Origin of the sequence: Dysgonomonas sp. Marseille-Q5470, from assembly GCF_951230145.1 — a bacterium.
Taxonomy (GTDB): domain Bacteria; phylum Bacteroidota; class Bacteroidia; order Bacteroidales; family Dysgonomonadaceae; genus Dysgonomonas.
Genome location: NZ_CATNVE010000002.1, coordinates 213,834 through 240,579 on the forward strand (window position 1 = coordinate 213,834; position 26,746 = coordinate 240,579).

The following is a 26,746-nucleotide window of genomic DNA, read 5'->3' on the forward strand; positions in this document are numbered from 1 at the left end:
AATATGAAAATTACAATAGATGGACATGTTTTAGACGTCGAACCTGGAACCACAGTGTTGCAGGCGGCACGTATGATAGGCGGAGCCAGTGTTCCTCCTACAATGTGCTATTACTCTAAGCTGGAAGACTGCGGTGGCAAATGTCGTTGTTGCTTGGTGGAGATAAACAAAGGCAGTGAAAGAGACCCTCGTCCTATGCCTAAGCTTCAGCCGTCATGCGTAACAGCAGTTCAGGACGGTATGGAAGTGAAAAGCGCTACATCCGAAAGGGCTCTGGAGGCACGAAAGGCTGTAACCGAATTTTTGTTGATCAACCATCCTCTCGACTGTCCGGTATGCGATCAGGCGGGAGAGTGCGATTTGCAGAACCTTGCTTATGGTAATAATAATTTCAAGTCGCGTTATATAGAAGAAAAAAGAACATTCGAACCCGAAAATATAGGCCCATACATACAATTGCATATGAATCGTTGTATTCTTTGCTACCGTTGTGTAAAACTGGCTGATCAATTAACTCCTGAACGTGTTCATGGAGTAGTGGGAAGGGGCGATCATGCTCAGATTTCTACATATATAGAACGTGCGATCGATAACGATTTTTCGGGGAATGTGATCGATGTTTGTCCTGTAGGGGCTCTTACTGATAAAACATTCCGATTCAAGTCTCGTGTTTGGTTCAACAAACCATTCAATGCACACCGTCATTGTACAAAATGTTCCGGAAAAGTAACACTATGGATGTTTGGCGACAAAGTTCAGCGTGTGACAGCCCGTAAAGATGAATGGCACGAAGTTGAAGAATTTATCTGTAACGAATGTCGTTTCGAACATAAGAATGTTGAAGACTGGACTATAGAAGGCCCTCGCAAATTTGAGAAGCCATCTGTAATCAATGTAAACAACTATACAGAGCCGATACATAAGGTTAAGATAAATACAGACGAACTTGTATTGGAAGGTCGTAAAGAAGATCAGAAGAAAATAAGCATGCCTGATTCTCCTTATGATGCAGAGGAGTTGGAAGCTATAAAGAAAACAAAAGAATAAATAAAATAATGGAGATTGCACTTATTTTAGAAAAGTTGATCCTTATCGTTCTTGTGTTTGCTGTCACAATGCTTTTTGCATTGTATTCTACTTATGCAGAACGTAAGGTGGCCGGTTTTTTACAAGATCGTCTCGGCCCGAACCGTGCAGGTATCTTTGGTTTGCTACAGCCTCTTTGCGATGGAGCAAAGTTGTTTGCCAAAGAAGACCTCATGCCAAATACGCCGAATAAGATTCTCTTTGTTGTAGGTCCGGCTGTTGCCATGACAGTCTCTTTGCTTGGGGGGGCGTTGATCCCATGGGCAGAGAAGTTTGAAATACCAGGATATGGAGATGTTAAGCCTTACATCGGAGATGTAAATGTGGCTATTCTATATATTGTAGCTGTATTATCTACAAGCGTATATGGTGTTGTAATCGGAGGATGGGCATCAAATAATAAATATTCCCTGATGGGAAGTATCCGTGCCGGAGCACAGATGATTTCGTATGAAATAGCAATGGGGCTTTCTCTTATTGCGCTGATTATGATGACAGGTTCTTTGAGTCTGGTAGAAATCACTCAGCAGCAAAGTGGCTGGCATGGTATGCAATGGAATGTGATTTATCAGCCATTGACCTTTATTATTTTCCTTGTTTGTTCGTTTGCGGAATGTAACCGTACACCGTTCGACCTTGCAGAGTGTGAGTCGGAGTTGGTTAACGGACACCATGTCGAATATTCTTCGTTGGGAATGGGATTCTATATGTTCTCCGAATATGCGAGCATGTTTTTCTCATCTGCATTCATCTCTGTTCTTTTCTTTGGAGGATACAATTATCCGGGAATAGATTGGGTAACAGAAAACTGGGGTATAAATATAGCTAGTGGTTTGGGTGTTTTATCACTTCTAGCTAAAACCTCATTCTTTATTTTCTTCTATATGTGGGTGCGCTGGACAATACCAAGATTCAGATACGACCAACTGATGAAACTGGGATGGAAAATGCTGTTTCCGTTGGCAATAGTAAATATCATCTTGGTAGGAATTTTTGTCCTGATTTTTAAATGAAAATAAGAAATTAGCGATGTCAATAGAAAAAATATCATTATCAGGAAGAAAGACGGAGGTTGTTGATAAAAACATGACCTTCGCAGAAAAGATATACTTTCCTGCTGTGATAAAAGGGCTTATAATTACAATTAAGCACTTTTTCAAGAAGAAGGCGACTGTTCAGTATCCTGAGCAACAACGCGAATTCAGCCCTGTATATCGTGGACAGCATGTATTGATGCGTGACGATCAGGGGCGTGAACGCTGTACGGCATGCGGGCTGTGTGCCTTGTCTTGCCCGGCAGAAGCAATCACGATGGTGGCTGCTGAGCGTAAAAAAGGAGAAGAACATCTGTACCGTGAAGAAAAATATGCTTCGGAATATGAAATAAATATGCTACGCTGTATATTTTGTGGAATATGCGAAGAGGCTTGTCCGAAAGAAGCTATTTTCTTAACCAAGTCTAAGCTCCTGGTGAAGCCGAAATTAGAACGTGAAGACTTTATCTATGGAAAAGATAAACTCGTGATTTCGGTAGAGGATGCCAAAGCTCGCAAATATGATTAAATAGATATACGAGATAAATAATGATATGATTACAATAATTTTTTATATTCTGGCAACCATAACACTCGGTACGGGACTTCTGACGGTATTGTCTAAGAATCCTATCCATAGTGCAGTGTATATGATTATCTGTTTTTTCTCCATATCGGGGCACTTTTTGCTGCTGAATGCTTTGTTTCTATCGGTTATAAATATTGTGGTTTATGCCGGAGCTATCATGGTGTTATTACTGTTTACTTTGATGCTTATGAACCTGAGTGAAAGCCACGAGCCAAAGAAAAAAGTGATCAGTCGTGTGGCGGCTACAATATCGAGCTGCTTGATGGGAATTGTCCTGTTGGCTGCGCTTCTGAAGGCTACGCCTGTGATAGAAACATACAAAACCGAGGGGTTAGACTATCAGTCGGTAAGTATTATTGGTCAGGTGCTGCTTGACGAGTATTTAGTGCCATTTGAATTTGCTGCTATATTGCTTATAACGGCTATGATCGGGGCAGTACTTATTTCTAAAAAAGAGAAAAAAGCTTAAGCTATGCTGAATAATATATTAGAACAAGTAGGAATTGAGAATTACATCTACCTCTGCATACTATTGTTTTGTGTAGGTGCAATTGGAATATTGTATCGTAGGAGTACGATTGTTATGTTGATGTCGGTAGAATTGATGCTGGCTTCTGCCAATATGTTGTTGGCTGTTTTTTCTGTGTATCATCAGGATACCAGCGGACAAGTGTTTGTGATATTCTCATTGGCCGTAGCTGCGGCAGAGGTGGCTGTCGGATTGGCTATTTTGGTTGCCATCTACAGAAACATAGGCACGATAGATATTGATGAATTGAAAAACTTAAAAGGATAAATTTGGATGGAAACAATATTAGTATTAATACTCTTGCTTAGTCCGTTTATCGGTTTCTCAATCAATTTGCTGGTTGGTAAAAAACTAACGGGGCGCACATTACCCGGAATTATTGCTACCACAGCTGTAATTATAAGTTTTGTAATATCTCTATACCTTTTCATCCAAAATCTTTCTACAGGTCAGGTTTTCAATGTCAACCTGTTTCAATGGATTGCTTTAGGGGAGTTTACAACTGATCTGTCTTTCACGCTCGATCAACTGTCGCTAGTATGGTTGTTGTTTGTGACAGGTATCGGTACGCTGATACACATCTATTCGATGGGGTATATGCACGATGATGAAAATATAGACCGTTATTTCTCATATCTGAACCTATTTATCTTCTTTATGACGATACTTGTTTCGGGAAGCAATCTTCTCGTTATGTTTATCGGTTGGGAAGGTGTAGGTTTGTGTTCTTATCTCCTTATTGGCTTTTGGTCGAGAAATCATAAAAACAACGATGCGGCAAAGAAAGCCTTTGTGATGAATCGTATCGGAGACCTAGGTTTCCTTATCGGTATCTTTACATTGGGATATATGTTCAAAACGGTGGACTATGTTTCGCTAAAAGATCTTGTTACCAGTCCCGACCCATTGTTGGGCGTTGCCACATTGGCATTGTTTATAGGGGCTACAGGTAAAAGTGCACAGATACCGTTATATACATGGTTGCCAGATGCGATGGCAGGTCCTACTCCTGTATCGGCACTGATACATGCTGCAACGATGGTTACAGCGGGTATATTTATGGTGACACGATTGAACTTTATATTCGACTTGACTCCCGATATTCAGACTTTGATTGCTATTGTAGGTGCTGTAACTGCATTATTTGCTGCAACGATAGCTCTTACACAAAATGATATAAAGAAAGTACTTGCATACTCTACCGTATCGCAGCTCGGGCTGATGTTCTTGGCTCTTGGGCTGGGTGCTTACCACGTGGCAGTATTTCATGTGATTACACATGCATTCTTTAAGGCTTGCTTATTCCTTGGCTCGGGTTCAGTTATCCATGCTATGGGAGGCGAACAGGATATGCGCAAGATGGGAGGTCTTAAGAATAAGATGAAGACGACGTATTATACGTTCTTGATCTCTACGTTATCGATTGCAGGTATTCCACCTTTGGCAGGTTTCTTCTCTAAAGATGAGATCATGCTGACAGCTTTCGAGCATAATATTTTCTTATGGATTCTAGCAGCGTTAGCATCTTTGCTTACTGCATTCTATATGTTCCGTTTGCTATATCTTACATTCTTCAAAGAGTTTAGAGGTACAGAAGAACAGAAACATCATTTGCACGAATCGCCAAGCAGTATGACTCTGCCGCTAATCGTACTGGCTTTCTTAGCGTTTTTCGGAGGGCTTATCAGTATTCCTTTCGGAGGACTTAGCTGGTTGAACGGTTACCTAGAGCCAATATTACCGGGTATAACAGGCGAACATGCTCCTGTAGATCAGATGGTGATGACAATGGTAATTTCTACTATCATCGCTATCGTAGGTATTGCATTGGCTTACTTTAAGTATATAAAGAAATCAGAAGTTCCTGCTGAGGACGATGATATTTCGGGAGTTGCTAAAGTATCCTATAACAAATTCTACATTGATGAAATATACGATGCATTATTTGTAAAACCTCTTTATGCTTTAGCCGCATTCTTTGAAAGTGTAGTAGAAAGAGCATTAAAAAATATACTGAAAAGCTTTGGAGGCTTGGTCGAGTTATTGACAGTTCCGGCGCGAAGACTACAGAATGGAAGTCTCGGTTTTTATCTGTTTTTCTTTGTATTGGGATTCAGTGCACTAATCATCTGTTTATTTCTTGTATAAAAATTAAAAAGAAACATGAATATCACTATTATATTAATCATATTATTGGTAGGTGCAATTCTTACTTATTTATCAGGAAATAGATTTGCCTCTAAAGTAGCTATGTTGTTCGGTGTTGCCGCAGCTATTTTTTCGGTAGCATTATGTCTTAAATACGGAGCGGCAGGTGCAAATTTCAGCATAGATTGGATTAGTAAGCCTAATATCTCGTTTTCGTTAAAGGCCGACGGCTTGTCGATGGCTATGATATTAATGACTACGATACTGCTGCCTATAATTATACTGGGTACGCAATCGCGCGAATTTAAGAATGAAAAGATGCTGTATAGCTTAGTCATGTTTATGGTTTTTGCTATGGTAGGTGCATTCTTAAGCAGCAACGCTCTTTTGTATTATGTGTTTTGGGAAATGTCTCTTATCCCGATCTATTTTATCATCGTATTATGGGGTAACGGCGAAATCGTCAAAAGACGTAAGGCTGCGATGACATTCTTCCTCTTTACATTTGCCGGATCATTGTTCATGCTTGCCGCTATTATATACATGTATACAAAAACGGGAAGCTTTCAGCTCGAAGCATTCTATAATGCAAGTCTGAGCCAAACAGAACAAATCTGGATATTCCTGGCATTCTTCCTTGCTTATGCTATTAAGATACCGATTTTCCCTTTCCATACTTGGCAGGCAAATGTGTATCAGAAAGCACCGGCAATAGGTACTATGTTGCTAGCAGGTATTATGTCTAAGATGGGAGCATATAGCGTTATTCGTTGGCAGTTGCCCGTAACTCCTTACGCATCAAACGAGTTCAGAACAATAATCGTGATCCTTTGTATTATTGGAGTTGTATACGGAGCTATTATGGCGCTGCGTCAGGATGATTTGAAAAGATTTTTAGCGTATGCTTCATTGTCTCACGTAGGATTTATTGCGGCGGGCTCTTATGCGTTGACATACGATGGACTAGAAGGAGCTGTGATACTTATACTGGCTCATGGTTTTGGTATTGTGGGTATGTTCTATTCCGCAGATGTAATCCAAACACGTATGCATACATTGACTATAAGTAAGATGGGTGGTATTAAAGAACATGCTCCAAAGTTTTCGGTGGCGTTCTTTATAAGCATCCTTTCTTCTATCGGTATACCGCTTACATTTAACTTTATCGGAGAGTTTACAATAATGTTCGGATTGTATCAGGTAAATCTTTGGTACGCCCTTACAATAGGAACAGCATTGTTCCTTGGTGCTCTCTTTATGTTGAGAATGTATCAGCAGGTAATGTTAGGAGAACCATCCGTGAATCCGTTCAGGGATTTGTCGAAGACCGAAACGGTAGTTTTCGCCTTAATAATAGGAGTACTTATATTTTTCGGGGTGTATGTGAAGCCGCTTACAGACTTGGTGTCTACAAGCCTGACAGAGATAGTAATGTATATTAACAGATAAAAATAGCCAGATATATAATGAGTACATTGATAGCCATCTCAGCATTAGGTATAATCTGCCTTTTATTAGAGATATTCAATTTGAGAAAAATCCTTATACCAGTTACACTTATCGGACTGATTGCTGTATTGGGGTTGACTGTTACCGAGTTTTACTTAGGACAATCTTTCCTTGGTACGGATAAGTACAATATGTTGGTATCAACAGGATTTTCGCAAGGATTCTCTATCCTGTTTATTATTCTTGCTGTACTGATTCTTGCGATGAGTCCCAAGTTTTATCAAGACAGAATAGATAAGATTGCCGACTATGTAGCCTTGAAGGTCTTTCTTGTGGCCGGAGCTGTGGCTATGGTCTCTTTCGGAAACTTCATTATGTTTTTCGTGGGACTTGAGGTATTATCTATTGCCGCTTATATTTTGGCAGCCAGCGACCCGAAGAACTTGCGAAGTAACGAAGCCGGTATGAAGTATTTCATTATGGGTGCTTTTGCGTCCAGCTTTATTCTATTTGGTATTGCTCTCATATATGGTGCATTTGGTTCGTTCGATATAGCTACAGTTGCTATTGCATCTACTGCTCAGGCTGGATCTTTACCTATATGGTTTAGTCTTGGTTTTGTGATGTTGACAGTAGGTCTGATGTTTAAAGCTTCTATCGTACCTTTCCACTTTTGGGCGCCAGATGTTTATGAAGGTTCACCTACACTTTCTACCGCTCTGATGAGTACCTTGGTAAAGGTGGCTGCAATAGGGGCATTGTTTAAGGTAGTAACAATATTGTCTGTTGCAGTAACCCCTGTATATCAGATCGTACTGATCGTCTTGTCTATATTGACAATGACAGTCGGAAACGTAACAGCAATGAAGCAGAAAAACATAAAGCGTATGATGGCCTATTCGGGGATATCACATGCCGGATTTATGATGATGACCTTGCTTGCGATAGGCACATCTGCAAATACTGTATTGTATTATGCCGCAGCTTATAGCTTGGCGGGTATTGCTGCATTCGCTGTAATACTTGGTGTTTGCCGAGGAAAAGACAATGAGGATATGACAAACTTTTTTGGTTTGGTGAAACGTCAGCCGGTGTTGACTGCAATATTTATTTGCGCATTGTTGTCATTAAGTGGAATTCCTGTTTTTGCAGGCTTCTTTGCTAAGTTCTTTGTGTTTGATCAGATGTTACAATCAGGCCACTTAGTTCTTGTTATATTCGGTATTATAAATTCGATTATAGCCGTGTTCTATTATCTGGGAGTAGCAAATATAATGATCACCAAAGAAAGCGAGACAGAAGAGCCTCTACGAGTTCCTTTCGAATATAAAGCTGTAGCTGTAATCGCTATATCTTTGAATCTATTACTTGGAATTTTCCCTTCTGTAATTATGGGTCTGAACTTATAATTAGATAGGATATAAAAAATAGAAAAGAGCAGATCTGATGGTCTGCTCTTTTTTGTATTGATATTTTTCTTGGTTATTCCGCTTTTATTCCTTTCGCTATGAACCTTATGATGCAATAAGCAATATAAATAAATACAAGATACATTATCAATTCTGCATGATGCAGATAGATAACAGCGAATGTAGCCATTAGTATACATGCCGTAAGTGATAGACCTTGCCACAAACGGGTAAGAATATCTAATTTTTGTCCCCATACATTCGGACGGAATACCCAGTTGATAGGTACAACGAAGGCATTCAACAATAGTATCGAGTAAGACATGTATTCATACTTCACATCATTGATGATGCAGAGTATTGCTGTTAAACCTATCATCGCTCCATAATATAACTTTCCATAGTTGGTGGTTGCACTTGTGGGCATGTCTGTGGCCATAAATATAGTGCCGAGTAATAAGCCTCCCAAAGAAAACTGTATTGTATATTCGGTCAGGTTAGACACGGTAAGAAGCAATACAGAGAAAGTGGCTAATAAGGCAAATGGGATATGCCATGAGATTCTTTGCCTAATCAACAAGAACAAACCGCCTAGCACTAAAAAGAATATCGAGTATTCGCCTATCGCTCCCGATGCTTTATAAAATAGTTGGTTTATAAAACTGTCGTTGAATATATTGAGCTCATTTATATTCACTGCAGTCTTGTCGTACCAAATAGTGCGTGAAGCCATCACAGCGGGAAAGAACACAGTCATAAACTCTCGTCCGATCAGCGCAGGATTGAATATGTTACGCCCTAAGCCACCCCAGAGTAATTTTCCGAACAGAACGGCCATGCTTCCTCCGAATGCAACAACATAGAGAGGAGTGAAAGGTGCTATTGTGAATGCAAGCAGAATTCCCGAAATAATGGCTGACCCATCAGAAAGAGATTCCGTGCTTTTGGAAAAGATAATGGAGAATAAAAATTCTGTTAATAATGTACTCCCTACTGCCACCAAGATTACCATGACAGGTACAAACCCGAATGCCAGATACGACATGGCTATACATGGAAGCAATGCTAAAATAACATCAGCCATTACACGGCTGGTACTGTCACTTTTTCTGACAAAGGGTGCAAATATTGTTTTATCTGATTGCATTTGCTAGTTCTTTAAGTTTTACTTTTCCTTCTTTTATGCTTTCTATAAGCGGCACATTACTTGGGCAGATGTATTCGCAAGCTGCGCATTCGATGCAACTGCTGATACTGTATTTCTCAAGATTGAAGTATTTCTTCTTTCTATAGTTTTCTTCAAACTTCATTGGCATCAGCCGCATAGGGCATACGTCGACGCAATAACCGCACGAGATACAATTACTCCGTTTTATTTCTTCTTTCTTTAGGAATAGTATTCCCGATGCTCCTTTGGTTACAGGTATCGACAGGTCTTGTATTGCCTTCCCCATCATCGGGCCTCCCTGTACGATTGTATTACCCGAAGTTTCTATTCCTAGCGATTTTGTGATATGTCGTATCGGTGTTCCTATTTTCACTTCGTAATTGCCATAATTGCTAGATCGCTCACCCGAGATTGTTATTATCCGACTGATAACAGGCTTGTGATTTACTACCGCCTGATAAACAGAGTAGATAGTACCGATATTACTCACTATAATTCCCGCTTCGGCTGGTCGCTTCGATCTTGGTAGTTCAATGCCTGTGGCAGACTTTATTAATTGCAGCTCGCCACCTTGAGGGTACTGATCGGGCAATAATATTGCTTTGTAGCCTTTATGTTCTTCTTGTTGCAGATATGGAGCAAATACTTTTAAAAGTTCTCTATTCTGATGCTCTATACCAATGATAACATTGTCGGCATTAAGTATCTTTTTTATGATATCAATTCCTTTAAATAGCTCTTCGGTACGTTCTGCCATCAGTGAATAATCTGACGTAAGATAAGGTTCGCACTCTGCACCGTTTACAATAAAGGTATGGATCTTATGTTCCCCTACGCTATATTTTATAGCTGTCGGAAATTGAGCGCCACCTTGTCCTACTATACCTGCATCCTTAATTCGCTCTATCAACTCTTCGGGGCTACATTGGTTGTAGTCTTTGTGCGAAATGTCGTTTACTTCCTCGTCCTTATAGTCGTTCTGGATAACGATGGTTTTTACAGAAGAGCCATCTGCAAAAGGATAGTCTTTTGTTTCCAAAATCACGCCCGATACCGGCGCATGTACTTTGGTCGCAAACTTATCCTTTACTTCTCCTATCAATTGATATTTCTTGATTTTATCGCCAACATTGACAACAGGAGTAGGAGCACAGCCTAAATATTCTGCGAGGGGAATGTATAGAAATGGAGCGTCTTCAATAGCCTGAATACTCTTCTTCTTGGTTTTCCCTTTCATCGAAAGTATGTGCATTATCATAGCTTTTGTTATTTTAATTTGAAATAACTATCTGAAATCTTGAGTGTATATAATATTATTATCACTATCGAGCATAAAACCTTTTATGTTGTAATGTTCTGATAGTAGATCAATCTTTTTTAAAAAACCTTCTGCCGATTCGTTAAACAGTGCCGTAGAGATCATATCGCCTATCATACAATTGTCGCTGATAATTCCCACCTGCTTGTTTGCCGACGGAAAACCAGTAATAGGATTTAGTATATGCCCATATTCTTTACCATCTATACTTACAAAAGTTTTGGACTGAGATGATGTAGAATATGCCTGATTTGCAATGTTTAACTTGAATAAAACTTCTTCCGTTTGGGGATGCCTCACCATGACTTGCCATCGTGGGTGCGATTCGTTATTTATTGCCATTATCGTACTGCCTCCGGCATTGATTATCGCATCATTTATACCCAATTCAAGCATTCTTTCAGTCAGACGATCTACTGCATAGGCTTTTATGAACGAACCTGTAATGATTTCCTGCCCTTTTTTTATCTTGACTTTTTTCCCGTTTATCTCTATGTGCCTATAATCAATCAGCTTTTTTACATCTTCTATTTCTTTGATTGAGGGTATTTGCCGTTGCTCATCTTTATAGAATCCCCACAGCCTAATAAGTGGCATAACTGTAATGTCATAAGTCCCATTAAAGAAATCTGAGATTGTAATTGCCTGATTTAGTATATATATAGTTTCCTCATCAACGTCTACAAAGCTGCCGCTGTTCTTATTTATCATGTCGAAATAAGAACCTGCTTGATACGAATTATATTTCTTATCCACATGTTCGAGAATCGCAAATAATTCATCAAATATGCTTTCTTCGTAAAAAGCAGATAGCTTGATTTTTATATGCGAATGGAATAAGAATCGGGTCTGGGCTTTGTATAATAATTCCATTTACAGGTTTACTCTGTTCCTGACGACTCTTCGGGTGTTGCTTTTTCTATAACGGTTTGCTTGACTTCCTCTACCTTTTTTTCTTCCGTCTGATTTTCCTTTTTACTCTCTACAGCTGTTGCTGATTTTTTTGTCTGGGGTGTGGTAGAAGCTTTAGGCTTCACATTTTCTGTTTTTTTCTTTTCAGTCGATACTTTAGCCGGAGCAGTTAAACTCTTTACCTCTTCTTTTACGGGCTGCTCTTCGGTTTTGGGTTCGTCAGCAGGGGGTAAGACGATGGGCTGTTCAACTTCTTTTGTATTCTTTTCTTTTTCCTCTTTGGCTTTTTCTTCAGTATTGGCGGCATTTACCTTATAGCCCCAAATCACTAATAGAACTCCAAATAAAAAAAGGCCGGTTTTTTTCAATATCTGAACAATATTATTCATGCCTTTAACTATTTTATAACTTTATACAAAAATAAATTATTAGTCTGATCTGATAAAAAAGATTAACTATTTATAGCATTTATAATATTAAGCACAGAAAAGAGAAAAAATAGTGTATTTTTGTGACGCTGAAATATTAGTACTATTATGAAAAAAGCTGCAATCTTAACAATTTTCTGTGTCTGTTTTTTATCCGAGATATTTGCTATTTCTCATTCAGACGGTGACGTAAATAAATTGATTTTATCATGTTACTCGTTGAAGAATGAAAAGATAGGACATTTAGCTTCCGATATCAGCAACTTTATTTTTCGCAGGAAAAACGGATATCTTTGGCCGGTAACCAAAATTTTATTTTCGAAAGATAAAGGCGTGTTGAAATTGGATATTACAGCTCTCGATAATGAATGGAACAAAATGTATGAGCCGGGAGAAAAGACTTATGGTTATTTCATTATGACGAATCGTATATTTATTATTTCGTCTAAAGAAAACGAACAAGTGGACTTTTCCGAATATTTTGATCCTGTAGAGGATGGTGATCGTACATTCGGTAGCTCAAATTCGAAGAAAATAATAAAAAATCCCAAGTGGGTTTATATAATAGACGAAAGTTGTACTTTCCCTAAACAATTGCGGGCTGCAAATTTAGAAGCGCTTGGCAGATAAATTAACCTGTTTATAATATTTTGTTCTTTTGTTTCGTTCAAGCAAAAGAATTACCAAACTTATTTTATAGTTCTAATAAACTGAGATAACATGAAATTCAAATTGAGTTTAACCTTTTTCCTTTTTTTATTTTTATATCAAACTGCTAATTCCCAGAATCAGCCACTAAAGGCTTATGGAGCGATACCAACGCAAGATCAGGTCAACTGGCAACAAATGGAATACTATATGTTCACCCATTTTGGCCCTAATACTTTTACGGATGTAGAATGGGGGAATGGAAAAGAAGACCCGAAGGTATTTAATCCTACCCATGTGGATTGTCGTCAATGGGCAGCTACAGCGAAGGCCGCAGGCATGAAAGGTATTATTATCACGGCAAAGCACCACGATGGTTTTTGTTTGTGGCCAAGTAAATATAGTACGCATACAGTAAGAGAAAGCCTTTGGAAAGATGGAAAAGGAGACCTTTTGAAAGAGCTTTCTGAAGCTTGCCGCGAATATGGTTTAAAGTTTGGAGTTTATTTGTCTCCTTGGGATCAAAATCATCCTGCTTATGGAACTCCTGAATATAATCAGGTTTTTGCAAATACATTGAACGAAGTGCTATCGGGATACGGAGAAGTATTTGAGCAATGGTTTGATGGTGCAAACGGAGAAGGAAAAGACGGCAAAAAACAAGTCTATGATTGGAACTTATTTCATAATACAGTATATAGAAATCAACCTCAAGCTGTAATATTCAGTGATGTAGGCCCCGGCTGTCGCTGGATGGGTAATGAGCAAGGTGTTGCAGGTAAGACTAACTGGTCTACACTTAATATCAAGGGCTATGAACCGGGACACGGAGCACCGTCTGTAGATATTTTAAATACAGGAGTGCAAGGTGGTGAAGCATGGGTTCCTGCCGAAACGGATGTTTCTATTCGTCCGGGATGGTTTTATAGTCCGTCTACAGACGATAAGGTAAAGTCGGTAGATAAATTGATGGATATATATTATACTTCAGTCGGACGTAATTCTAACTTGTTGTTGAATGTTCCTCCCGATCGCACAGGGCGTATTAATGCGAATGACTCTATTCGTTTGATGGAGTTTCGTAAAGCAAGAGAGGAATCATTTAGTAAAGATTTGATTGAAGGCGCTGAAATAAAAGCAAGTAATGTGAGAGACAACGCTGCCCAATATTCTGTTGCAAACCTGCTTGACGATAACTATAATACGTATTGGGCTACAGACGATAGTGAATTAAATCCGTCTATTGAAATTGATTTGAAACAAGCGAAGACATTTAACCGTTTGGCATTACAAGAATATATCCCATTGGGGCAAAGAGTGGCATCGTTTAGTGTAAAATATTGGGATAACGGAGTTTGGAAAGATTTGACGGATGCTACAACAATAGGCTATAAACGCATTTTACGCTTCCCTGCGATCTCTACTCAAAAACTGAAAATAAGCTTTACTGCTCTTGCTTGTCCGCTAATCAGCAAAGTAAGTTTGTATAATGCTCCCGAATTATTCTCGGCGACAGAAGTAGTAAATAAAGAAAATAATAAGAGCCTTTCTACATCTAAATGGAAATTAGTATCGCCTGTTGCTGATCTGTCAAAAATTACAGATAATGATGATAATACTATCCTTGAAGTAAAGAAAAAGACTCCATTGGTAATCGACTTGGGTGAAGCTGTGTTAATCAAAGGTTTTACTTATATTCCTTTCAATAAAGTACAATCATCAAATATTCTCAGATATAATTTTTATATCAGTTTAGATGGTAAGAATTGGACACAAGTGAAGAAGAATGCTATTTTCAACAATATAGCCAATAACCCGGTAAAACAAGATGTTACTTTGTTTGCAACGAAATCAGAAAAAGCCCGCTATATAAAATTAGAACCGATAGAGACTGTCGACTCAGGAGATAACTATTTTGTGGCAGGAATAAAACTGTTTTGATTATCTTTACGTTTTAGAAAAACAAGCCGGATAATGAGAAGTATATTATATATAATATTTTGCGCACTGTTTTTTGTTAGCTGTTCGAGTGAAGAGGAAGTGGATGGTGTACTACAGGTAACAAATGTAGACTTGTCTAGCCTCGCCGTGTATGCGGGTTCGGCTACAGGTGGAAAGCAAGTGCAATTTAATGAATTGAGAAGAACTGAGTTGGCAAATTATTTCTTTGAAGGTTCGTATAAATATGATTTATATGATAATATAAGGATTCAATTTGACAATGATAAATTGACTTATGTTGATTCTTTAGGACAAAAAAAAATAGTATCCAGCTATGCTTACGAAAAAGATTCTCTATTTATAAATAAACTTGATACGGTAAACAAGACTTGGCATAAAGTATTTGTGGCTCTTGGTAATGCAGATAACTTATATAGGGTTAAAGCTTTGGTGCGTTATCGTAACGAAAGAGGTAATGATACTATACGTTCGTTTAATCAGGCTGTAAGCTTGGAGAAAACGCTCGAAATGAGAGGGCTTTCTTCACTGAGCGAGATGACTGACCCGAAAGATACTCTTGTATGGTGTAATGCAATTTATCAGTTCAAATGATTCCTAAATCTAATTTGACCGTAAGATGATTTTTTCTAAAAAACGATATATACTTTTTATCTTATCTGCAATTTTGTTGATAGCATGCAGCAACGAAAATAAGACGGATAATATACGATATATTAGTTCGTCTATTACAGACTTTAATATCTATAAAGGTACTGTATCGGGTCCTGATACAGTTCTAACAAAGAAATTTGATCCCGCAACCGTCTTTACTCGTCTCTATGAACAATACCCTACTGATACATATATATTGTTCGATGATGATTTTGTTTATGTAAATCAAGGAGATATAGTCAAAGAGCGCAGCCCGTATCGCTTCCAGAATGATACTTTGTTGTATATTACAACAGGAGGCATAGAGCAATACTATGGAAGTGGTAGTAAAAAAAATCTGAGGATAAGACAGCATTATGTAGGATATAAGAGTACAGATAAGAATATTTCACTATTTGAGGGCATACCGACAGAAAAATTCACTTTAGATGATGCTCTTAAAAGTGCCCACAAAACGAGCCTGCCTGTAGGCGATACGATTATGTGGATTACACGAGTATCACACTTTCAATAGGATATAAGTTATAAAAATATGAAAGGCTTGCACACGCAAGCCTTTTTCGTTGAAAGTGTTTTCAATAAAAATACGTACCTTTGCACAAAATTTAGAGTACAATATACAAATATGGGAAATTTAGTAGCTATAGTTGGACGCCCCAACGTGGGTAAGTCAACCCTGTTTAATCGATTGACAGAAAGTCGCCAGGCTATAGTCGATGAAACTTCGGGTACGACCCGTGACCGCCAATACGGAAAAGTAGAGTGGGGTGGTCAGGATTTTTCGCTTGTGGATACAGGCGGATGGGTTGTGAATTCTGAGGATGTTTTTGAAAATGAAATAAATAAGCAAGTAGCCATTGCTATAGAAGAAGCTGATGTAATTCTGTTTATGGTAGATGTAATGAACGGACTTACAGATTTGGATTCGAGCGTTGCAAACATGCTTCGCCGCTCAAAGAAACCAATCCTTCTTGTCTCCAATAAAGCAGATAATTTTAATTTGCACGCTCAGTCGGCAGAGTTCTATGCTCTCGGCTTAGGTGATCCTATTAATATTTCGGCGATCAACGGTTCAGGTACAGGAGATCTTTTGGATGTGATAATAACCAAGTTTACAAAAAAGGGAGAAGAGGAACATCTCGAAGATATACCACGTATTGCCATTGTTGGGCGACCTAATGCAGGGAAGTCATCTTTGGTAAATGCCTTGATGGATGAGGAGCGTAATATTGTAACCAATATCGCAGGCACAACACGTGATTCGATTTATACACGGTTCGATAAGTTTAATCTGGACTTTTATCTTGTAGATACTGCGGGTATCCGTAAGAAAGGAAAGGTTACCGAAGATTTGGAATACTACTCGGTGATTCGTTCCATAAAAGCGATAGAAAATTCAGACGTTTGTGTTCTGATGCTTGATGCTACGCAAGGGATAGAGAGTCAGGATATGAATATATTTTCTCTTATTCAGAAAAACCGTAAAGGGCTTGTCGTTTGTGTAAACAAATGGGATTTGGTAGAGAATAAGGAACTGGTTGTCATAAAGACTTTCGAAAATGCAATTCGGGAACGATTGGCACCTTTCACTGATTTCCCGATCATCTTTGCTTCGGCTATGACCAAACAACGTATTCTGAAAGTGTTAGAAACAGCTAAAGAAGTTTATGGTCGTAGAAAAACTAAGATTCCAACACATAAGCTGAATGAGATATTACTCCCTATTATAGAGCGCACTCCGCCTCCTGCGAATAAAGGAAAATATATCAAGATAAAGTATATTACGCAGTTACCTAATACACATGTTCCTACGTTTGTGTTCTTTTGTAACCTTCCTCAATGGATAAAAGATCCATACAAACGTTTTCTCGAAAATCGTATTCGTGATAATTGGGATTTGTCGGGTACTCCGATCAATATCATTATCAGAGAGAAATAATATTTATGTATGATAGATAAGCTAAATACAAAAAACTTGCAACTACAAAGATTTCTCTTTGTAGTTGTACTTTTTTGTATTGGTGCTACTATTTACTACTTTAACTACTTATTCCCTCTCCATGCCGACGATTGGGCCTATTCATTCAGAGAGGTACTGGTCGATTATGGTTTTCCTTCCAGCAATGAAAAGATAGCCAGCTTTAAAGATATACTCGAATCTCAGTATGCCCATTATTTCAATTGGGGTGGACGGTCGGTTGTTCACTTCATAGCCCAATTTCTTCTGTGGATAGGTACACCCTTCAATGATATATTAAATACATTAGCTTATGTAATTCTAATCTGCTCAATGTACTGTATTTGCAATAAGGGTAAGTCAACCAACGCCTTTTTGCTGATACTGATCAGTGTATCTGTCTGGTTTCTTGTTCCCCGGTTTACCTCTGATGTGTTTTGGATTACAGGAAGTGCTAACTATCTGTGGGGAACCTTACTCATTATACTATTTATATATCCCTATGTGTCTTACTTTTTTGATGAGCGTACGGATGATAAACTTTATAAAACTGTATTATTTTTTTTCGCAGGAATCATAGCCGGATGGACAAATGAATCTACCGCCTCAGTTGCTATATTATTAATTTTTACTTTTTGTATCTATTATAAGAAAAACTTGAAACTTCCTAAATGGGCAGTCACAGGTTTGATTGGATTATGCCTTGGCTTTGCTCTGATGATTCTCGCACCCGGAAATTATGTTCGTGCGGCACTCGTTGCTAAGCAAAATGTGAGAGGAGAGCAGGGATTATCAATATTTGAAACTCTCTGGTCAAACTTATCGGATATGATGTCTATTCGATATTTGCCCTATATGCTTCCTGTTTCGCTACTCTTTTTATTTTTTTTATTTCTCTTTTTCAAGAGCCGAAAAAATATGGAGAAAGACCAATATAAAAAGGTTTTGTTTGCAGCAGTAGTATTCTTTGTTGCAGGTCAACTTTCTTTCTTTATAATGATTGTATCACCTGTTTTCCCTGCTTGGGCTATGTTCGGGCAGATTGTTTTTATAGTTATCGCCATTGGTATCCTGTATGCGAATATAGAAATAAGGCAGACGTTGTTCCAATATGCGAATTTGATAGCGATAATAGCATTAGTTAGTCTATATGGTATAGATTATTATAGAAAATACCCATCAATGAAGTTAATATCGGATGTCTATCAGGCTCGGGAAGCATCTTTGAAGGAGCAGGTGGCTAATGGAATACAAGATATTGTGTTTACCGACAAGGTTGCTGTTCATAGCAAATTTCACTACGAAGACCTGAGCACAAATCCTGATCAATGGTTGAACAATAAATACGCTTTCTACTATGGTGTAAGGTCGGTAAGAGCCGTAAAGGCAGATTGAGGAGAGAAGACCGGATACCTATCGTTGATATTATTTAATCGTTTATTGTATTAGAGGTTATATAAAAAAGAAAAGGTTGTCATCACGACAACCAATCTTTATTGTTAACCTTAAAATCTAATACTATGAAAAACACATAATATAAACGTAGAATATGTGTAAATAGTTTATTTACACTGTATTAAAAATAGTAAAATAGTTAAATAATTAGTTAATTGGAATGTCAAAGCTTCCTGAAGTCGGCTCTTGTAAAGGATTCTCCACAAATTATATTTCTACAATTTTACCTAATCTGATGTAACAAATATATCCTTTTATGTCGGTGTAGCCCATTTTACGGATCTGATCAGCATAATATTTCACTTGACGGATATATTTTTTGTCTTCCTTTTCGCCGAATTTATAGTCAATAATAATAACCTCCTTACCCTTTATCATTACACGGTCGGGACGAACAAATTTGCCTTTGGGCTGTAATATCTGTATCTCGTTCAATACCTTGTATTCACCGCTATACCACGGGGCGACCAGAGGATTGGAAAGATATTCTTCTAGTAGTCCTGTTATCTTGCTCTTATGAGTAGCAGTCACTTCTCCGGCAATGTGATATTCTTCTACAGCTTTCTGTACGTCGTCAATTGTTTTTACCTTACTCACTATTTCGTGCATCAGAGTGCCGTAGTCTCGCTGTCCGGTGTCGGTGAAAAAGTACTTGTTTTTCAGCAATAGTTTTACTCTTTCGTCATAAGGAATGCTTGATAAGCTATCTACACTGATTTCTTCTACCGATCTGTGTGTAACTTTTTTGATTGGTATATAATTTTCACCTATTTCAAAAGTCGCAGTTTCTTCATCTATGTGTTGAGACAAGTCTGTGTAAGCTTGCTTGCCATTCCCTACAGAGCCGCTGTTTATTGTAGCCCATAGCAAAGACGATATATTATTCACTTCTTCCTTTTTCGGCTTGGGAGCATAAGCTATCAGTTCGTTTTTTGCACGAGTGAAAGCCACGTACAAAACATTGATATTGTCGATGAATGCATGAAGCCGCTCATCAAAATATTCGTAAGCAAAAATGGTGTTTTTTAGCTTTTGTGAATATTTTACAGGAACGAGGTGTAGCCTCTCGAATGGTTCTGTCTGTGGATGACACCACAATATTGTAGTTAGTTTATGATCTATCTCCCAGTTGCAGAAGGGAATCAGTACAACATTAAAACCCAGCCCTTTCGACTTGTGTATTGTCATAATCCGTATCGCATCTTGACCATCCGGAGTGAAAATAGTTTTATTTGTACCCGTCTCGTCCCACCATCTGAGAAATGCATCCAGATCGGAAGAATTACGAACTGTGAAATCGAGTACCATATCTAAAAACGATTGTATATATACCTGCTCATCGTTTTCCATAGCTTCACGAAACAGATTGAAGATCTCTTCCGTCATTTCATACAATGGCAGTTCTCGTATATGGTTTAGCCTGTCCTCTACCTGTTGAGGCAGATCGTCTTTTGCCGAGAAGTATTTGAGCAGCGCCTCTTCGGCATTCATTTGCTTGCTGTATTTGAAATATTCGAAAACAGCCAAGGCCTTTAACGATTTATCCAAAGGATTGTGCAAATGCTTTAGTAGGGCAATTATAAGTTTGATGCTCTTTGAGTTGCTTACAAACAGCGCTTCATCGGATATAATATCATAACGATATTTTGAATCCGGGTGTAGCTTTTTATATTCCAACAAGCAATTTGCTACATCTGCTCCCTCTTTTTTTGTGCGTACCAGTATGGCAATATCTTTGAGGCTGTAACCTCTTTCCTGCAACTGTTCTATCTCGATAGGTAATTGCTCCAATACATAATTCTGCCATATATGCTCGTCAGTATCAATAAACTCTACTCTTACTCGCCCTTCGTTTTTTTTATGGCTTTCGGGTATCTCCTGATACAGTTCGTCGTAAGCTTTTGTTATCCGTGTGAGGAATGGCTTGAGCCTTGCATTATCAATATCTTGCAATGATCTGTTAAATGTATCTTGCAGCAATGCCGAACCAATAGAGAATACTGCATTGTTGAAAGAAATAACATTGCGGGAGCTCCGCCAGTTGGTATCCAGCGTATCATGTTCTATGCCCTCGCTTCGGAAATCGATATCGAGTTGTTCATCCAGAAGTTTCCAGTCTGAGTTTCTCCAACGATAAATACTTTGCTTTACATCACCTACTATGTAGTTTTTGTTTCCGCTGCCAAGGCTATCCTTTACCAGAGGAAGAAAGTTTTGCCACTGCATGCCCGATGTGTCTTGAAACTCGTCGATCATGTAATTATTGATTCGTTGACCAACCTTTTCGTATATAAACGGGGATTCATTGCCCTCTATGATACGGTTTAGCAGTTCGGTCGTATCCGAAATTAGCATGATATTATTCTCTGTTCTATATTCTCGTATTTTTTTGTCTACGTCTCCCAGGATTCCTAATGTGAAGAAGTAACGGTTTATTTCGTATGCTGTCTGATATATCAGTGAGTTATCATAGTGGTTTATGATGTCGCATACACAGATGTTGAGTTCAGGGTATACGCTTTCTATTTTATCCCGTGTTGCTGAACCTGTCGTTTTGGTGTACCAGCCACTAAGGTTATCCGCTAACGTGCGGAACGTATCTGTTGGTTCGGCAATCGTTCCGTTAGCCCATTTCAAGAAATTAATAAACGGAGAGCGGGTTCCTCCTTTAAAATCTTCACCTTTGAGCCCGAAGCGAGACATTATGTTCAATGCCTTTTCTCCGATCTGCTGCGATGCTTTTTCAAAATCCCTGATAATGGTAAACAGCATATCTTTGTAGTCGGTCATCAGCTGCTTATTGCTAATGTCTGTTTGCACCTGATTGCTGTATGCTTTGTAGCTTTCTTTAAATATTTCGGACGATAGGGATTGTATATCGTTGCGGATATTCCAGGTTTCTCCGTTTTCTACTTTTTCTTCCGAAAAACGGATTAACCAATCCAACAATAGTTTATTGTCTGTCTGTTCCAGATCGTACAGCATGGAGTCGATAGCTTCGCCGAGTACCTTGTTTGTATCCAGTTCTACATTGTACCCACCACCTAAGCCGATTTCTCGGGTGAAAGCCCGCATTGTTTGTTGGAAGAACTTGTCGATAGTGCTTACCGAAAAAGACGAATAGTCGTGTAGGATACGCACCAGTATATCCCGAGCCTCTTTTCTTACCTGTTCTTCGTTGTATTTATATTCTTTCGAGAGAAAACTTATATGATCCGATTCCTTCCCTGTGGCGATATTTGCCAACTCTTCTATTATACGGCTTTTCATCTCGTCTGTAGCCTTATTGGTAAAGGTTACAGCGAGTATATGCCTGTATGCAAAGGGGGACGAGAAAAGCAAATTAAGATACTTCTCTGTCAGTCGGTGTGTTTTTCCCGAGCCGGCAGAGGCTTTATATACGTATAAGTTTATTTCATCATCAAATGATGCGTGATTTGACATACCCTTCTTTTTGGAGTAGTTCTAATACTTTGTTACGGAGATCTCCCTGTACAATTATCTCGTGGTCTTTTGCCGATCCGCCAACACCACATTTAACCTTTAAGAATTTACCCAATTCTTCCAGATCTTCGCTTGTTCCTACAAATCCTGTGATCAGAGTCACCGCTTTCCCTTTTCGGTTGCGCTTATCGAGCTGGATGCGTAATTGCTGTTTCTCTTTCGGGAGGGTATCTTGCTCCTCTTCCTTGTCTGTATCATATTTGAAGTCCGGATTTGTGGAATACACAACATTCAGACGGTCTTTCCAATCATTCATATCGATGGTATTTGTTCATTACAAAAATACGGATTATTTCAGGTAGATGTATAAAACTACCACTTATTCATGTGTATTTTCTTTTCGTCATACTTATCTTTTACCGAATGGTTTCCCATCGGGTAGCCTATTGGTATTACTACCAGTGGTAGGACTTGTGCTGGCATATTCGTATGCTTTATCACTGTAGCCATTCTGTCCCGATAGGGGTAAGCGGCAGTCCACACGCCGCCGAGCTCCATCGCTTCGGCAGCCAGAAGAATGTTTTCTGTTGCAGCCGAACAATCGAGATACCAGTACGAAGAACGGATGGTATCTCCACAAACAACAATTGCCATTGGCGCTTGAGATAACATTTTGGCTGTAGGCAGTTCTTCTGCCATTTTATCCAATATAGCCCTGTCATTTATAATCACAAATTCCCACGGACGGGTGTCTTTTCCCGATGGTGCAGACATACCGGCCTTTATTAGTGCCTGAACATCTTCATTCGAAACAGGTCTGTCTTTGATAAAACGGCGTACACTTTTTCTGTTATAGATTGCTGATAAGGTGGCCTCTTTTTTTGTTATTTGCTTTTCATCTTTTTGAGAACAACTCATAAAAGTGATACTACAAATAGTTATAAGACCGAAAAGTATATATTTTTTATTCATATTTGGCAGATGTTTTATTGTTGAAGTATTGCAAAGATATAAATTAATTTTTATGGATTTCAGCGAAAAGAAAAGGCTGAGTAAAAGTAATTACTCAGCCTCTTTTATTCATAAAACGGCTTTATACGATGCCTTGAGCCATTACGGCTTTAGCAACTTTCATAAATCCGGCTATGTTAGCACCTTTTACATAGTTTACATATCCGTCTTTTTCTGTACCGTATTTCACGCAATTTTCGTGGATATTCTGCATAATCCATTTCAGCTTCTTATCAACTTCCTCAGCAGACCAGCTTATGCGCTCCGAGTTTTGTGTCATTTCCAATCCGGATACAGAAACACCTCCGGCGTTTGCCGCTTTACCCGGTGCATAGAGTAGTTTCGCTTGTTGGAATACTTCTATAGCCTCAGGTGTAGATGGCATATTAGCTCCTTCCGATATTGCGATAACACCATTTGCTACGAGTTTTTTTGCATCCTCTCCGTTTATTTCATTCTGTGTTGCCGATGGTAATGCGATATCGCCTTTTTCTCCCCAAGGGCGTGCATTCGGAACATACTTGCAACCGTATGTTTCTGCATATTCGCTGATACGGCCTCTGTAAAGCTCTTTCAACTCTTTTACATACTCCAGTTTTTCGGTTGTTATTCCTTCCGGATCGTAGATGTACCCGTTAGAGTCTGATAATGTAACAGGTATTGCTCCCAGCTCTATCAGTTTTTCGCAAGTATATTGCGCTACATTTCCTGAACCTGAAACAAGACATTTTTTACCTTTTATGTCAATGTTTTTTGTTTTCAACATTTCGAGTAGGAAATATACATTTCCGTAACCTGTAGCCTCCGGGCGAATGAGCGAACCTCCGAATGTAAGCCCTTTACCTGTGAATGTTCCTGTAAATTCACGAGCCAATTTGCGGTACATTCCGAAGAAATAACCTACTTCGCGACCACCTACGCCTATATCTCCTGCCGGGACGTCTGTGTCGGGGCCGATGTTGCGCCAAAGTTCGAGCATAAAAGCCTGACAGAAGCGCATGATTTCTGCGGTAGATTTCCCTTTGGGACTAAAGTCTGAACCTCCCTTTGCTCCTCCCATAGGAAGCGTAGTGAGTGAGTTTTTGAACGTTTGCTCAAAAGCAAGGAACTTCAATATAGACGGATTTACAGAGGCGTGTAAGCGTAAGCCGCCTTTGTATGGGCCTATGGCATTGCAATGTTGTATGCGGTATCCCATGTTGGTATGCGTGTTGCCTTTGTCGTCAACCCACGTTACACGGAAAGAAAAGATACGATCAGGAATGCATAGTCTTTCTATTAAGTTTGCCTTCTCAAATTCAGGGTGTTGATTGTAAATCTCCTCAATGGATTCTAATACTTCCTGAACAGCCTGAAGATACTCAGGTTCGTTCGGAAATCTGCGTTTTAAGTCTTGTAATACTAATTCTACCTTCATTATAAAAAATGGATTTTGATTTATGGATGCCACAAATATATGAAAAAAATGTCTATTTGTTAAAAAATATAACATAAACGTGACAGTTTTTCAAAATAGAAGGATTGAGATAAATAAATTTACCTCATATAATACCGTCTCGAATGTTTTTAATATTGTTTTTTTCTTATTTTTGTGATGAATAATAAATAAGAATATAAAACAATGACATACTTGATCACAGGCGGAGCCGGATTTATAGGCTCGAATTTTGTGAAACGCATGTTGGCGACACATCCCGAAGCAAAACTCGTTATATTTGATGCACTTACATACGCCGGAAATCTTGGAACTCTGGCTGAGGAGTTGAAAGACTCCCGCGTAACATTCGTAAAGGGAGATATCTGTGATAAAAATATTACAGAGAAAGTTTTTTCGGATCATCAGATAGACTATGTTGTCAACTTTGCGGCAGAGAGTCATGTTGATAGAAGTATCGAGAATCCTCAATTATTTTTACAAGTGAATATTCTTGGTACTCAGAATTTGTTGGATACAGCAAGAAAGTTTTGGACTATAGGCAAAGATGAAAATAATTATCCGATTTGGCGCGAAGGGGTAAAATTTTTGCAGGTATCTACAGATGAAGTATATGGATCGTTAGGCGAAGAAGGTTACTTTACAGAAGAAACTCCTTTAGACCCGCGTTCTCCTTATAGTGCAGCAAAAACAGGTGGCGACCTGATTGTAAAAGCTTATGGCGAAACCTATAAGATGCCGATTAATATAACTCGCTGTTCGAATAATTACGGACCATTCCATTTCCCTGAAAAGCTTATTCCTCTGATTATACGCAATATTCTGGCAGGACAACAGCTTCCGGTATACGGCGATGGTAGCAATGTGCGTGATTGGCTATACGTGGACGACCATTGCAAGGCTATCGATATTGTTCTGCACAAAGGCCGTTTAGGTGAAGTGTACAATATAGGAGGGCATAACGAACGAAAAAATATCGAGATCGTTAAACTGGTAATAAAAACAATACACGATATTATGGAGAAGGAGCCTAAGTATCGTGACATATTGAAGAAAAAAGACGTGGCTGCTGATGGAAGTATCGATATAAGTTGGATCAACGACAATCTCATCTCTTTTGTGAAAGACCGTCAGGGACATGACCAACGTTATGCTATTGACCCTGCTAAAATATCGAACGAACTGGGATGGTTGCCTGAGACGACCTTCGATAAAGGTATTGTGAAAACAATATATTGGTATCTCGACAATCAAACTTGGGTTGAAGAAGTTACTTCGGGCGACTATATGAAGTATTACGAACAAATGTACGGAAACAGATAAATATATTTCTGATTAATTATTTATGGAGCGCCTAAAATCTATATTGGCAGATAAAGTGCTTGACCTATCCTCAGGAAACGGGGAAGAAGTGAAGACAAAAATAGAAAAGATACAACGCTTTCGTGATTTCGCGAATGCTTTGAAGTCTTTTATGATCAAATATCCGGCTATAGAAGACGAGTTGATATCTATGGTTGAGAGCGGAGACTTTGACACAAAAGTGGCTTCATCACGTGTAGATACAATTATCCGTCTTGCTGATACCGAAAGGGCGCAAGCCGGTAAGTTTACACCTCAGATTGTTGAGCCGACTAGTGCAGAAGATCAATCACTGTTGGATCAAAACGAAGAGTCAGCGGTAGAAGATAGCTATATTAATCCTGATGATATTCCGATGGAGATATACGAGGGTGAAGAAGAAGCGTTGGTTCAGACTGAAGATGTAGACTTTGAGGAAATCGAATCTATTTCGGAAGAAGTTGAAAAAGGTTACGTTCCTTTTGAAGATGTGAAAAGCGAAGAGCATGTAGATATAGACGGAAGTCGTGAAAGCGAAGAGGACGACATCCTCGATATAAGCGAAGAGGAAAAGGCCGCAAAAAGAAAGCAGACAATCCGCAGAGTTTTGCAAATAGTCGGTATTATTCTTGCTGTCATAGCTTTAATATTTATCATCAAATTCATCATGACCCATTGGCAGACAGTTCTCATTGTTCTTGGAATTGTTGTCGCACTGGGTATATTAATTTTCTGGTTGAAGCGAAAGCGTTGATACCGGATTTATGTAGAA

General features: G+C 38.8%; 24 protein-coding genes. 16 read left to right on the forward strand and 8 right to left on the reverse strand.

Translation table 11 applies throughout. The features are described 5' to 3' along the window. Nucleotides 1–3: 3 nt before the first annotated feature. The 8 genes from QOX35_RS04210 to QOX35_RS04245 are packed head-to-tail and all read left to right on the forward strand — an operon-like array spanning nt 4 to nt 8,244. Nucleotides 4–1,047 carry an NADH-quinone oxidoreductase subunit G gene (locus QOX35_RS04210; protein WP_283685901.1) on the forward strand — a complete coding sequence of 348 codons (1,044 nt, stop codon included), beginning with the start codon at nt 4–6 and terminating at the stop codon, nt 1,045–1,047. A gap of 8 nt (nt 1,048–1,055) precedes the next feature. Beyond that, nucleotides 1,056–2,099 (forward strand): NADH-quinone oxidoreductase subunit NuoH, encoded by a 1,044-nt coding sequence (nuoH, locus tag QOX35_RS04215; RefSeq protein WP_283685902.1) that lies wholly within the window; start codon nt 1,056–1,058, stop codon nt 2,097–2,099. A gap of 16 nt (nt 2,100–2,115) precedes the next feature. Continuing rightward, complete coding sequence (locus tag QOX35_RS04220) at nt 2,116–2,649, forward strand: NuoI/complex I 23 kDa subunit family protein (RefSeq protein WP_006843257.1); 534 nt, start codon at nt 2,116–2,118, stop codon at nt 2,647–2,649. Between the two features lie 25 nt (nt 2,650–2,674). Further along, complete coding sequence (locus tag QOX35_RS04225; protein WP_135104843.1) at nt 2,675–3,178, forward strand: NADH-quinone oxidoreductase subunit J family protein; 504 nt, start codon at nt 2,675–2,677, stop codon at nt 3,176–3,178. A gap of 3 nt (nt 3,179–3,181) precedes the next feature. Continuing rightward, nucleotides 3,182–3,505, forward strand: coding sequence for an NADH-quinone oxidoreductase subunit NuoK (nuoK, locus tag QOX35_RS04230; RefSeq protein WP_283685903.1), 324 nt, complete (start codon nt 3,182–3,184; stop codon nt 3,503–3,505). Nucleotides 3,506–3,511: 6 nt separating this feature from the next. Then, on the forward strand, nt 3,512–5,386 hold the full coding sequence (nuoL, locus tag QOX35_RS04235) for an NADH-quinone oxidoreductase subunit L (protein ID WP_283685904.1): 1,875 nt from the start codon (nt 3,512–3,514) through the stop codon (nt 5,384–5,386). A 15-nt stretch (nt 5,387–5,401) separates the two neighbouring features. Continuing rightward, complete coding sequence (locus QOX35_RS04240) at nt 5,402–6,835, forward strand: complex I subunit 4 family protein (protein WP_283685905.1); 1,434 nt, start codon at nt 5,402–5,404, stop codon at nt 6,833–6,835. Between the two features lie 17 nt (nt 6,836–6,852). Further along, nucleotides 6,853–8,244, forward strand: coding sequence for an NADH-quinone oxidoreductase subunit N (locus QOX35_RS04245; RefSeq protein WP_135104847.1), 1,392 nt, complete (start codon nt 6,853–6,855; stop codon nt 8,242–8,244). A gap of 73 nt (nt 8,245–8,317) precedes the next feature. Here QOX35_RS04245 and QOX35_RS04250 read toward each other — a convergent pair whose 3' ends face one another. Genes QOX35_RS04250 through QOX35_RS04265 form a run of 4 tightly spaced genes read right to left on the reverse strand, consistent with a single transcriptional unit; the run spans nt 8,318 to nt 12,031 of the window. Further along, entirely contained in the window at nt 8,318–9,391 is a 1,074-nt protein-coding gene (locus QOX35_RS04250; protein WP_283685906.1) for an RnfABCDGE type electron transport complex subunit D, read from the reverse strand. Beyond that, a complete protein-coding gene (gene rsxC, locus QOX35_RS04255) occupies nt 9,378–10,670 on the reverse strand; it encodes an electron transport complex subunit RsxC (protein WP_283685907.1) in 1,293 nt (430 codons plus the stop codon). Before rsxC ends, QOX35_RS04250 begins: the two co-directional genes overlap by 14 nt. 27 nt (nt 10,671–10,697) lie before the next feature. Next, on the reverse strand, nt 10,698–11,603 hold the full coding sequence (locus QOX35_RS04260) for an FAD:protein FMN transferase (RefSeq protein ID WP_283685908.1): 906 nt from the start codon (nt 11,601–11,603) through the stop codon (nt 10,698–10,700). An 8-nt stretch (nt 11,604–11,611) separates the two neighbouring features. Continuing rightward, nucleotides 11,612–12,031 (reverse strand): hypothetical protein, encoded by a 420-nt coding sequence (locus QOX35_RS04265; RefSeq protein ID WP_283685909.1) that lies wholly within the window; start codon nt 12,029–12,031, stop codon nt 11,612–11,614. A gap of 147 nt (nt 12,032–12,178) precedes the next feature. Here QOX35_RS04265 and QOX35_RS04270 point away from each other — a divergent pair, with 147 nt between their 5' ends. The 6 genes from QOX35_RS04270 (at nt 12,179) to QOX35_RS04295 (ending at nt 18,683) form a co-directional block, all read left to right on the forward strand. Then, nucleotides 12,179–12,700 carry a hypothetical protein gene (locus QOX35_RS04270; protein ID WP_283685910.1) on the forward strand — a complete coding sequence of 174 codons (522 nt, stop codon included), beginning with the start codon at nt 12,179–12,181 and terminating at the stop codon, nt 12,698–12,700. A 90-nt stretch (nt 12,701–12,790) separates the two neighbouring features. Next, nucleotides 12,791–14,659, forward strand: a complete 1,869-nt coding sequence (locus tag QOX35_RS04275; RefSeq protein WP_283685911.1) for an alpha-L-fucosidase — start codon at nt 12,791–12,793, stop codon at nt 14,657–14,659. Nucleotides 14,660–14,692: 33 nt separating this feature from the next. After that, on the forward strand, nt 14,693–15,271 hold the full coding sequence (locus tag QOX35_RS04280; protein WP_283685912.1) for a hypothetical protein: 579 nt from the start codon (nt 14,693–14,695) through the stop codon (nt 15,269–15,271). A 25-nt stretch (nt 15,272–15,296) separates the two neighbouring features. Further along, on the forward strand, nt 15,297–15,845 hold the full coding sequence (locus QOX35_RS04285; RefSeq protein ID WP_283685913.1) for a hypothetical protein: 549 nt from the start codon (nt 15,297–15,299) through the stop codon (nt 15,843–15,845). Between the two features lie 111 nt (nt 15,846–15,956). Next, entirely contained in the window at nt 15,957–17,270 is a 1,314-nt protein-coding gene (der, locus tag QOX35_RS04290) for a ribosome biogenesis GTPase Der (RefSeq protein WP_135104856.1), read from the forward strand. Between the two features lie 9 nt (nt 17,271–17,279). Next, complete coding sequence (locus tag QOX35_RS04295; protein ID WP_283685914.1) at nt 17,280–18,683, forward strand: DUF3329 domain-containing protein; 1,404 nt, start codon at nt 17,280–17,282, stop codon at nt 18,681–18,683. Nucleotides 18,684–18,950: 267 nt separating this feature from the next. Here the strand turns inward: QOX35_RS04295 and QOX35_RS04300 are convergent, their stop codons facing one another. The 4 genes from QOX35_RS04300 to QOX35_RS04315 form a co-directional block, all read right to left on the reverse strand. Continuing rightward, entirely contained in the window at nt 18,951–22,187 is a 3,237-nt protein-coding gene (locus tag QOX35_RS04300) for a UvrD-helicase domain-containing protein (RefSeq protein ID WP_283685915.1), read from the reverse strand. After that, nucleotides 22,165–22,509, reverse strand: coding sequence for a translation initiation factor (locus QOX35_RS04305; protein ID WP_185146739.1), 345 nt, complete (start codon nt 22,507–22,509; stop codon nt 22,165–22,167). The genes QOX35_RS04300 and QOX35_RS04305 overlap by 23 nt, the downstream gene beginning before the upstream one ends. 50 nt (nt 22,510–22,559) lie before the next feature. After that, nucleotides 22,560–23,159: a nitroreductase family protein gene (locus QOX35_RS04310; protein WP_283685916.1), complete on the reverse strand. Its 600-nt coding sequence runs from the start codon at nt 23,157–23,159 to the stop codon at nt 22,560–22,562. Nucleotides 23,160–23,280: 121 nt separating this feature from the next. Next, nucleotides 23,281–24,615: an NADP-specific glutamate dehydrogenase gene (locus tag QOX35_RS04315; RefSeq protein WP_135104861.1), complete on the reverse strand. Its 1,335-nt coding sequence runs from the start codon at nt 24,613–24,615 to the stop codon at nt 23,281–23,283. 204 nt (nt 24,616–24,819) lie between these two features. Between QOX35_RS04315 and rfbB the strand changes: the two genes are divergently transcribed. Further along, entirely contained in the window at nt 24,820–25,956 is a 1,137-nt protein-coding gene (rfbB, locus tag QOX35_RS04320) for a dTDP-glucose 4,6-dehydratase (protein ID WP_283685917.1), read from the forward strand. A gap of 22 nt (nt 25,957–25,978) precedes the next feature. Next, nucleotides 25,979–26,728: a hypothetical protein gene (locus QOX35_RS04325; RefSeq protein ID WP_283685918.1), complete on the forward strand. Its 750-nt coding sequence runs from the start codon at nt 25,979–25,981 to the stop codon at nt 26,726–26,728. Nucleotides 26,729–26,746 lie beyond the last annotated feature (18 nt).

What these genes read in the sequence shown, in the direction of transcription:
- QOX35_RS04220 (WP_006843257.1), top strand. Translation starts at nt 2,116, where the DNA reads ATGTCAATAGAAAAAATATCATTATCAGGAAGAAAGACGGAGGTTGTT.
- QOX35_RS04300 (WP_283685915.1), bottom strand. Translation starts at nt 22,187, where the DNA reads ATGTCAAATCACGCATCATTTGATGATGAAATAAACTTATACGTATAT.
- der (WP_135104856.1), top strand. Translation starts at nt 15,957, where the DNA reads ATGGGAAATTTAGTAGCTATAGTTGGACGCCCCAACGTGGGTAAGTCA.
- nuoL (WP_283685904.1), top strand. Translation starts at nt 3,512, where the DNA reads ATGGAAACAATATTAGTATTAATACTCTTGCTTAGTCCGTTTATCGGT.
- QOX35_RS04285 (WP_283685913.1), top strand. Translation starts at nt 15,297, where the DNA reads ATGATTTTTTCTAAAAAACGATATATACTTTTTATCTTATCTGCAATT.
- QOX35_RS04270 (WP_283685910.1), top strand. Translation starts at nt 12,179, where the DNA reads ATGAAAAAAGCTGCAATCTTAACAATTTTCTGTGTCTGTTTTTTATCC.
- QOX35_RS04315 (WP_135104861.1), bottom strand. Translation starts at nt 24,615, where the DNA reads ATGAAGGTAGAATTAGTATTACAAGACTTAAAACGCAGATTTCCGAAC.
- QOX35_RS04325 (WP_283685918.1), top strand. Translation starts at nt 25,979, where the DNA reads ATGGAGCGCCTAAAATCTATATTGGCAGATAAAGTGCTTGACCTATCC.
- QOX35_RS04280 (WP_283685912.1), top strand. Translation starts at nt 14,693, where the DNA reads ATGAGAAGTATATTATATATAATATTTTGCGCACTGTTTTTTGTTAGC.
- QOX35_RS04265 (WP_283685909.1), bottom strand. Translation starts at nt 12,031, where the DNA reads ATGAATAATATTGTTCAGATATTGAAAAAAACCGGCCTTTTTTTATTT.
- QOX35_RS04240 (WP_283685905.1), top strand. Translation starts at nt 5,402, where the DNA reads ATGAATATCACTATTATATTAATCATATTATTGGTAGGTGCAATTCTT.
- QOX35_RS04245 (WP_135104847.1), top strand. Translation starts at nt 6,853, where the DNA reads ATGAGTACATTGATAGCCATCTCAGCATTAGGTATAATCTGCCTTTTA.
- QOX35_RS04250 (WP_283685906.1), bottom strand. Translation starts at nt 9,391, where the DNA reads ATGCAATCAGATAAAACAATATTTGCACCCTTTGTCAGAAAAAGTGAC.
- QOX35_RS04310 (WP_283685916.1), bottom strand. Translation starts at nt 23,159, where the DNA reads ATGAATAAAAAATATATACTTTTCGGTCTTATAACTATTTGTAGTATC.
- nuoK (WP_283685903.1), top strand. Translation starts at nt 3,182, where the DNA reads ATGCTGAATAATATATTAGAACAAGTAGGAATTGAGAATTACATCTAC.
- QOX35_RS04225 (WP_135104843.1), top strand. Translation starts at nt 2,675, where the DNA reads ATGATTACAATAATTTTTTATATTCTGGCAACCATAACACTCGGTACG.
- QOX35_RS04275 (WP_283685911.1), top strand. Translation starts at nt 12,791, where the DNA reads ATGAAATTCAAATTGAGTTTAACCTTTTTCCTTTTTTTATTTTTATAT.
- QOX35_RS04295 (WP_283685914.1), top strand. Translation starts at nt 17,280, where the DNA reads ATGATAGATAAGCTAAATACAAAAAACTTGCAACTACAAAGATTTCTC.
- rsxC (WP_283685907.1), bottom strand. Translation starts at nt 10,670, where the DNA reads ATGATAATGCACATACTTTCGATGAAAGGGAAAACCAAGAAGAAGAGT.
- QOX35_RS04210 (WP_283685901.1), top strand. Translation starts at nt 4, where the DNA reads ATGAAAATTACAATAGATGGACATGTTTTAGACGTCGAACCTGGAACC.
- nuoH (WP_283685902.1), top strand. Translation starts at nt 1,056, where the DNA reads ATGGAGATTGCACTTATTTTAGAAAAGTTGATCCTTATCGTTCTTGTG.
- rfbB (WP_283685917.1), top strand. Translation starts at nt 24,820, where the DNA reads ATGACATACTTGATCACAGGCGGAGCCGGATTTATAGGCTCGAATTTT.
- QOX35_RS04260 (WP_283685908.1), bottom strand. Translation starts at nt 11,603, where the DNA reads ATGGAATTATTATACAAAGCCCAGACCCGATTCTTATTCCATTCGCAT.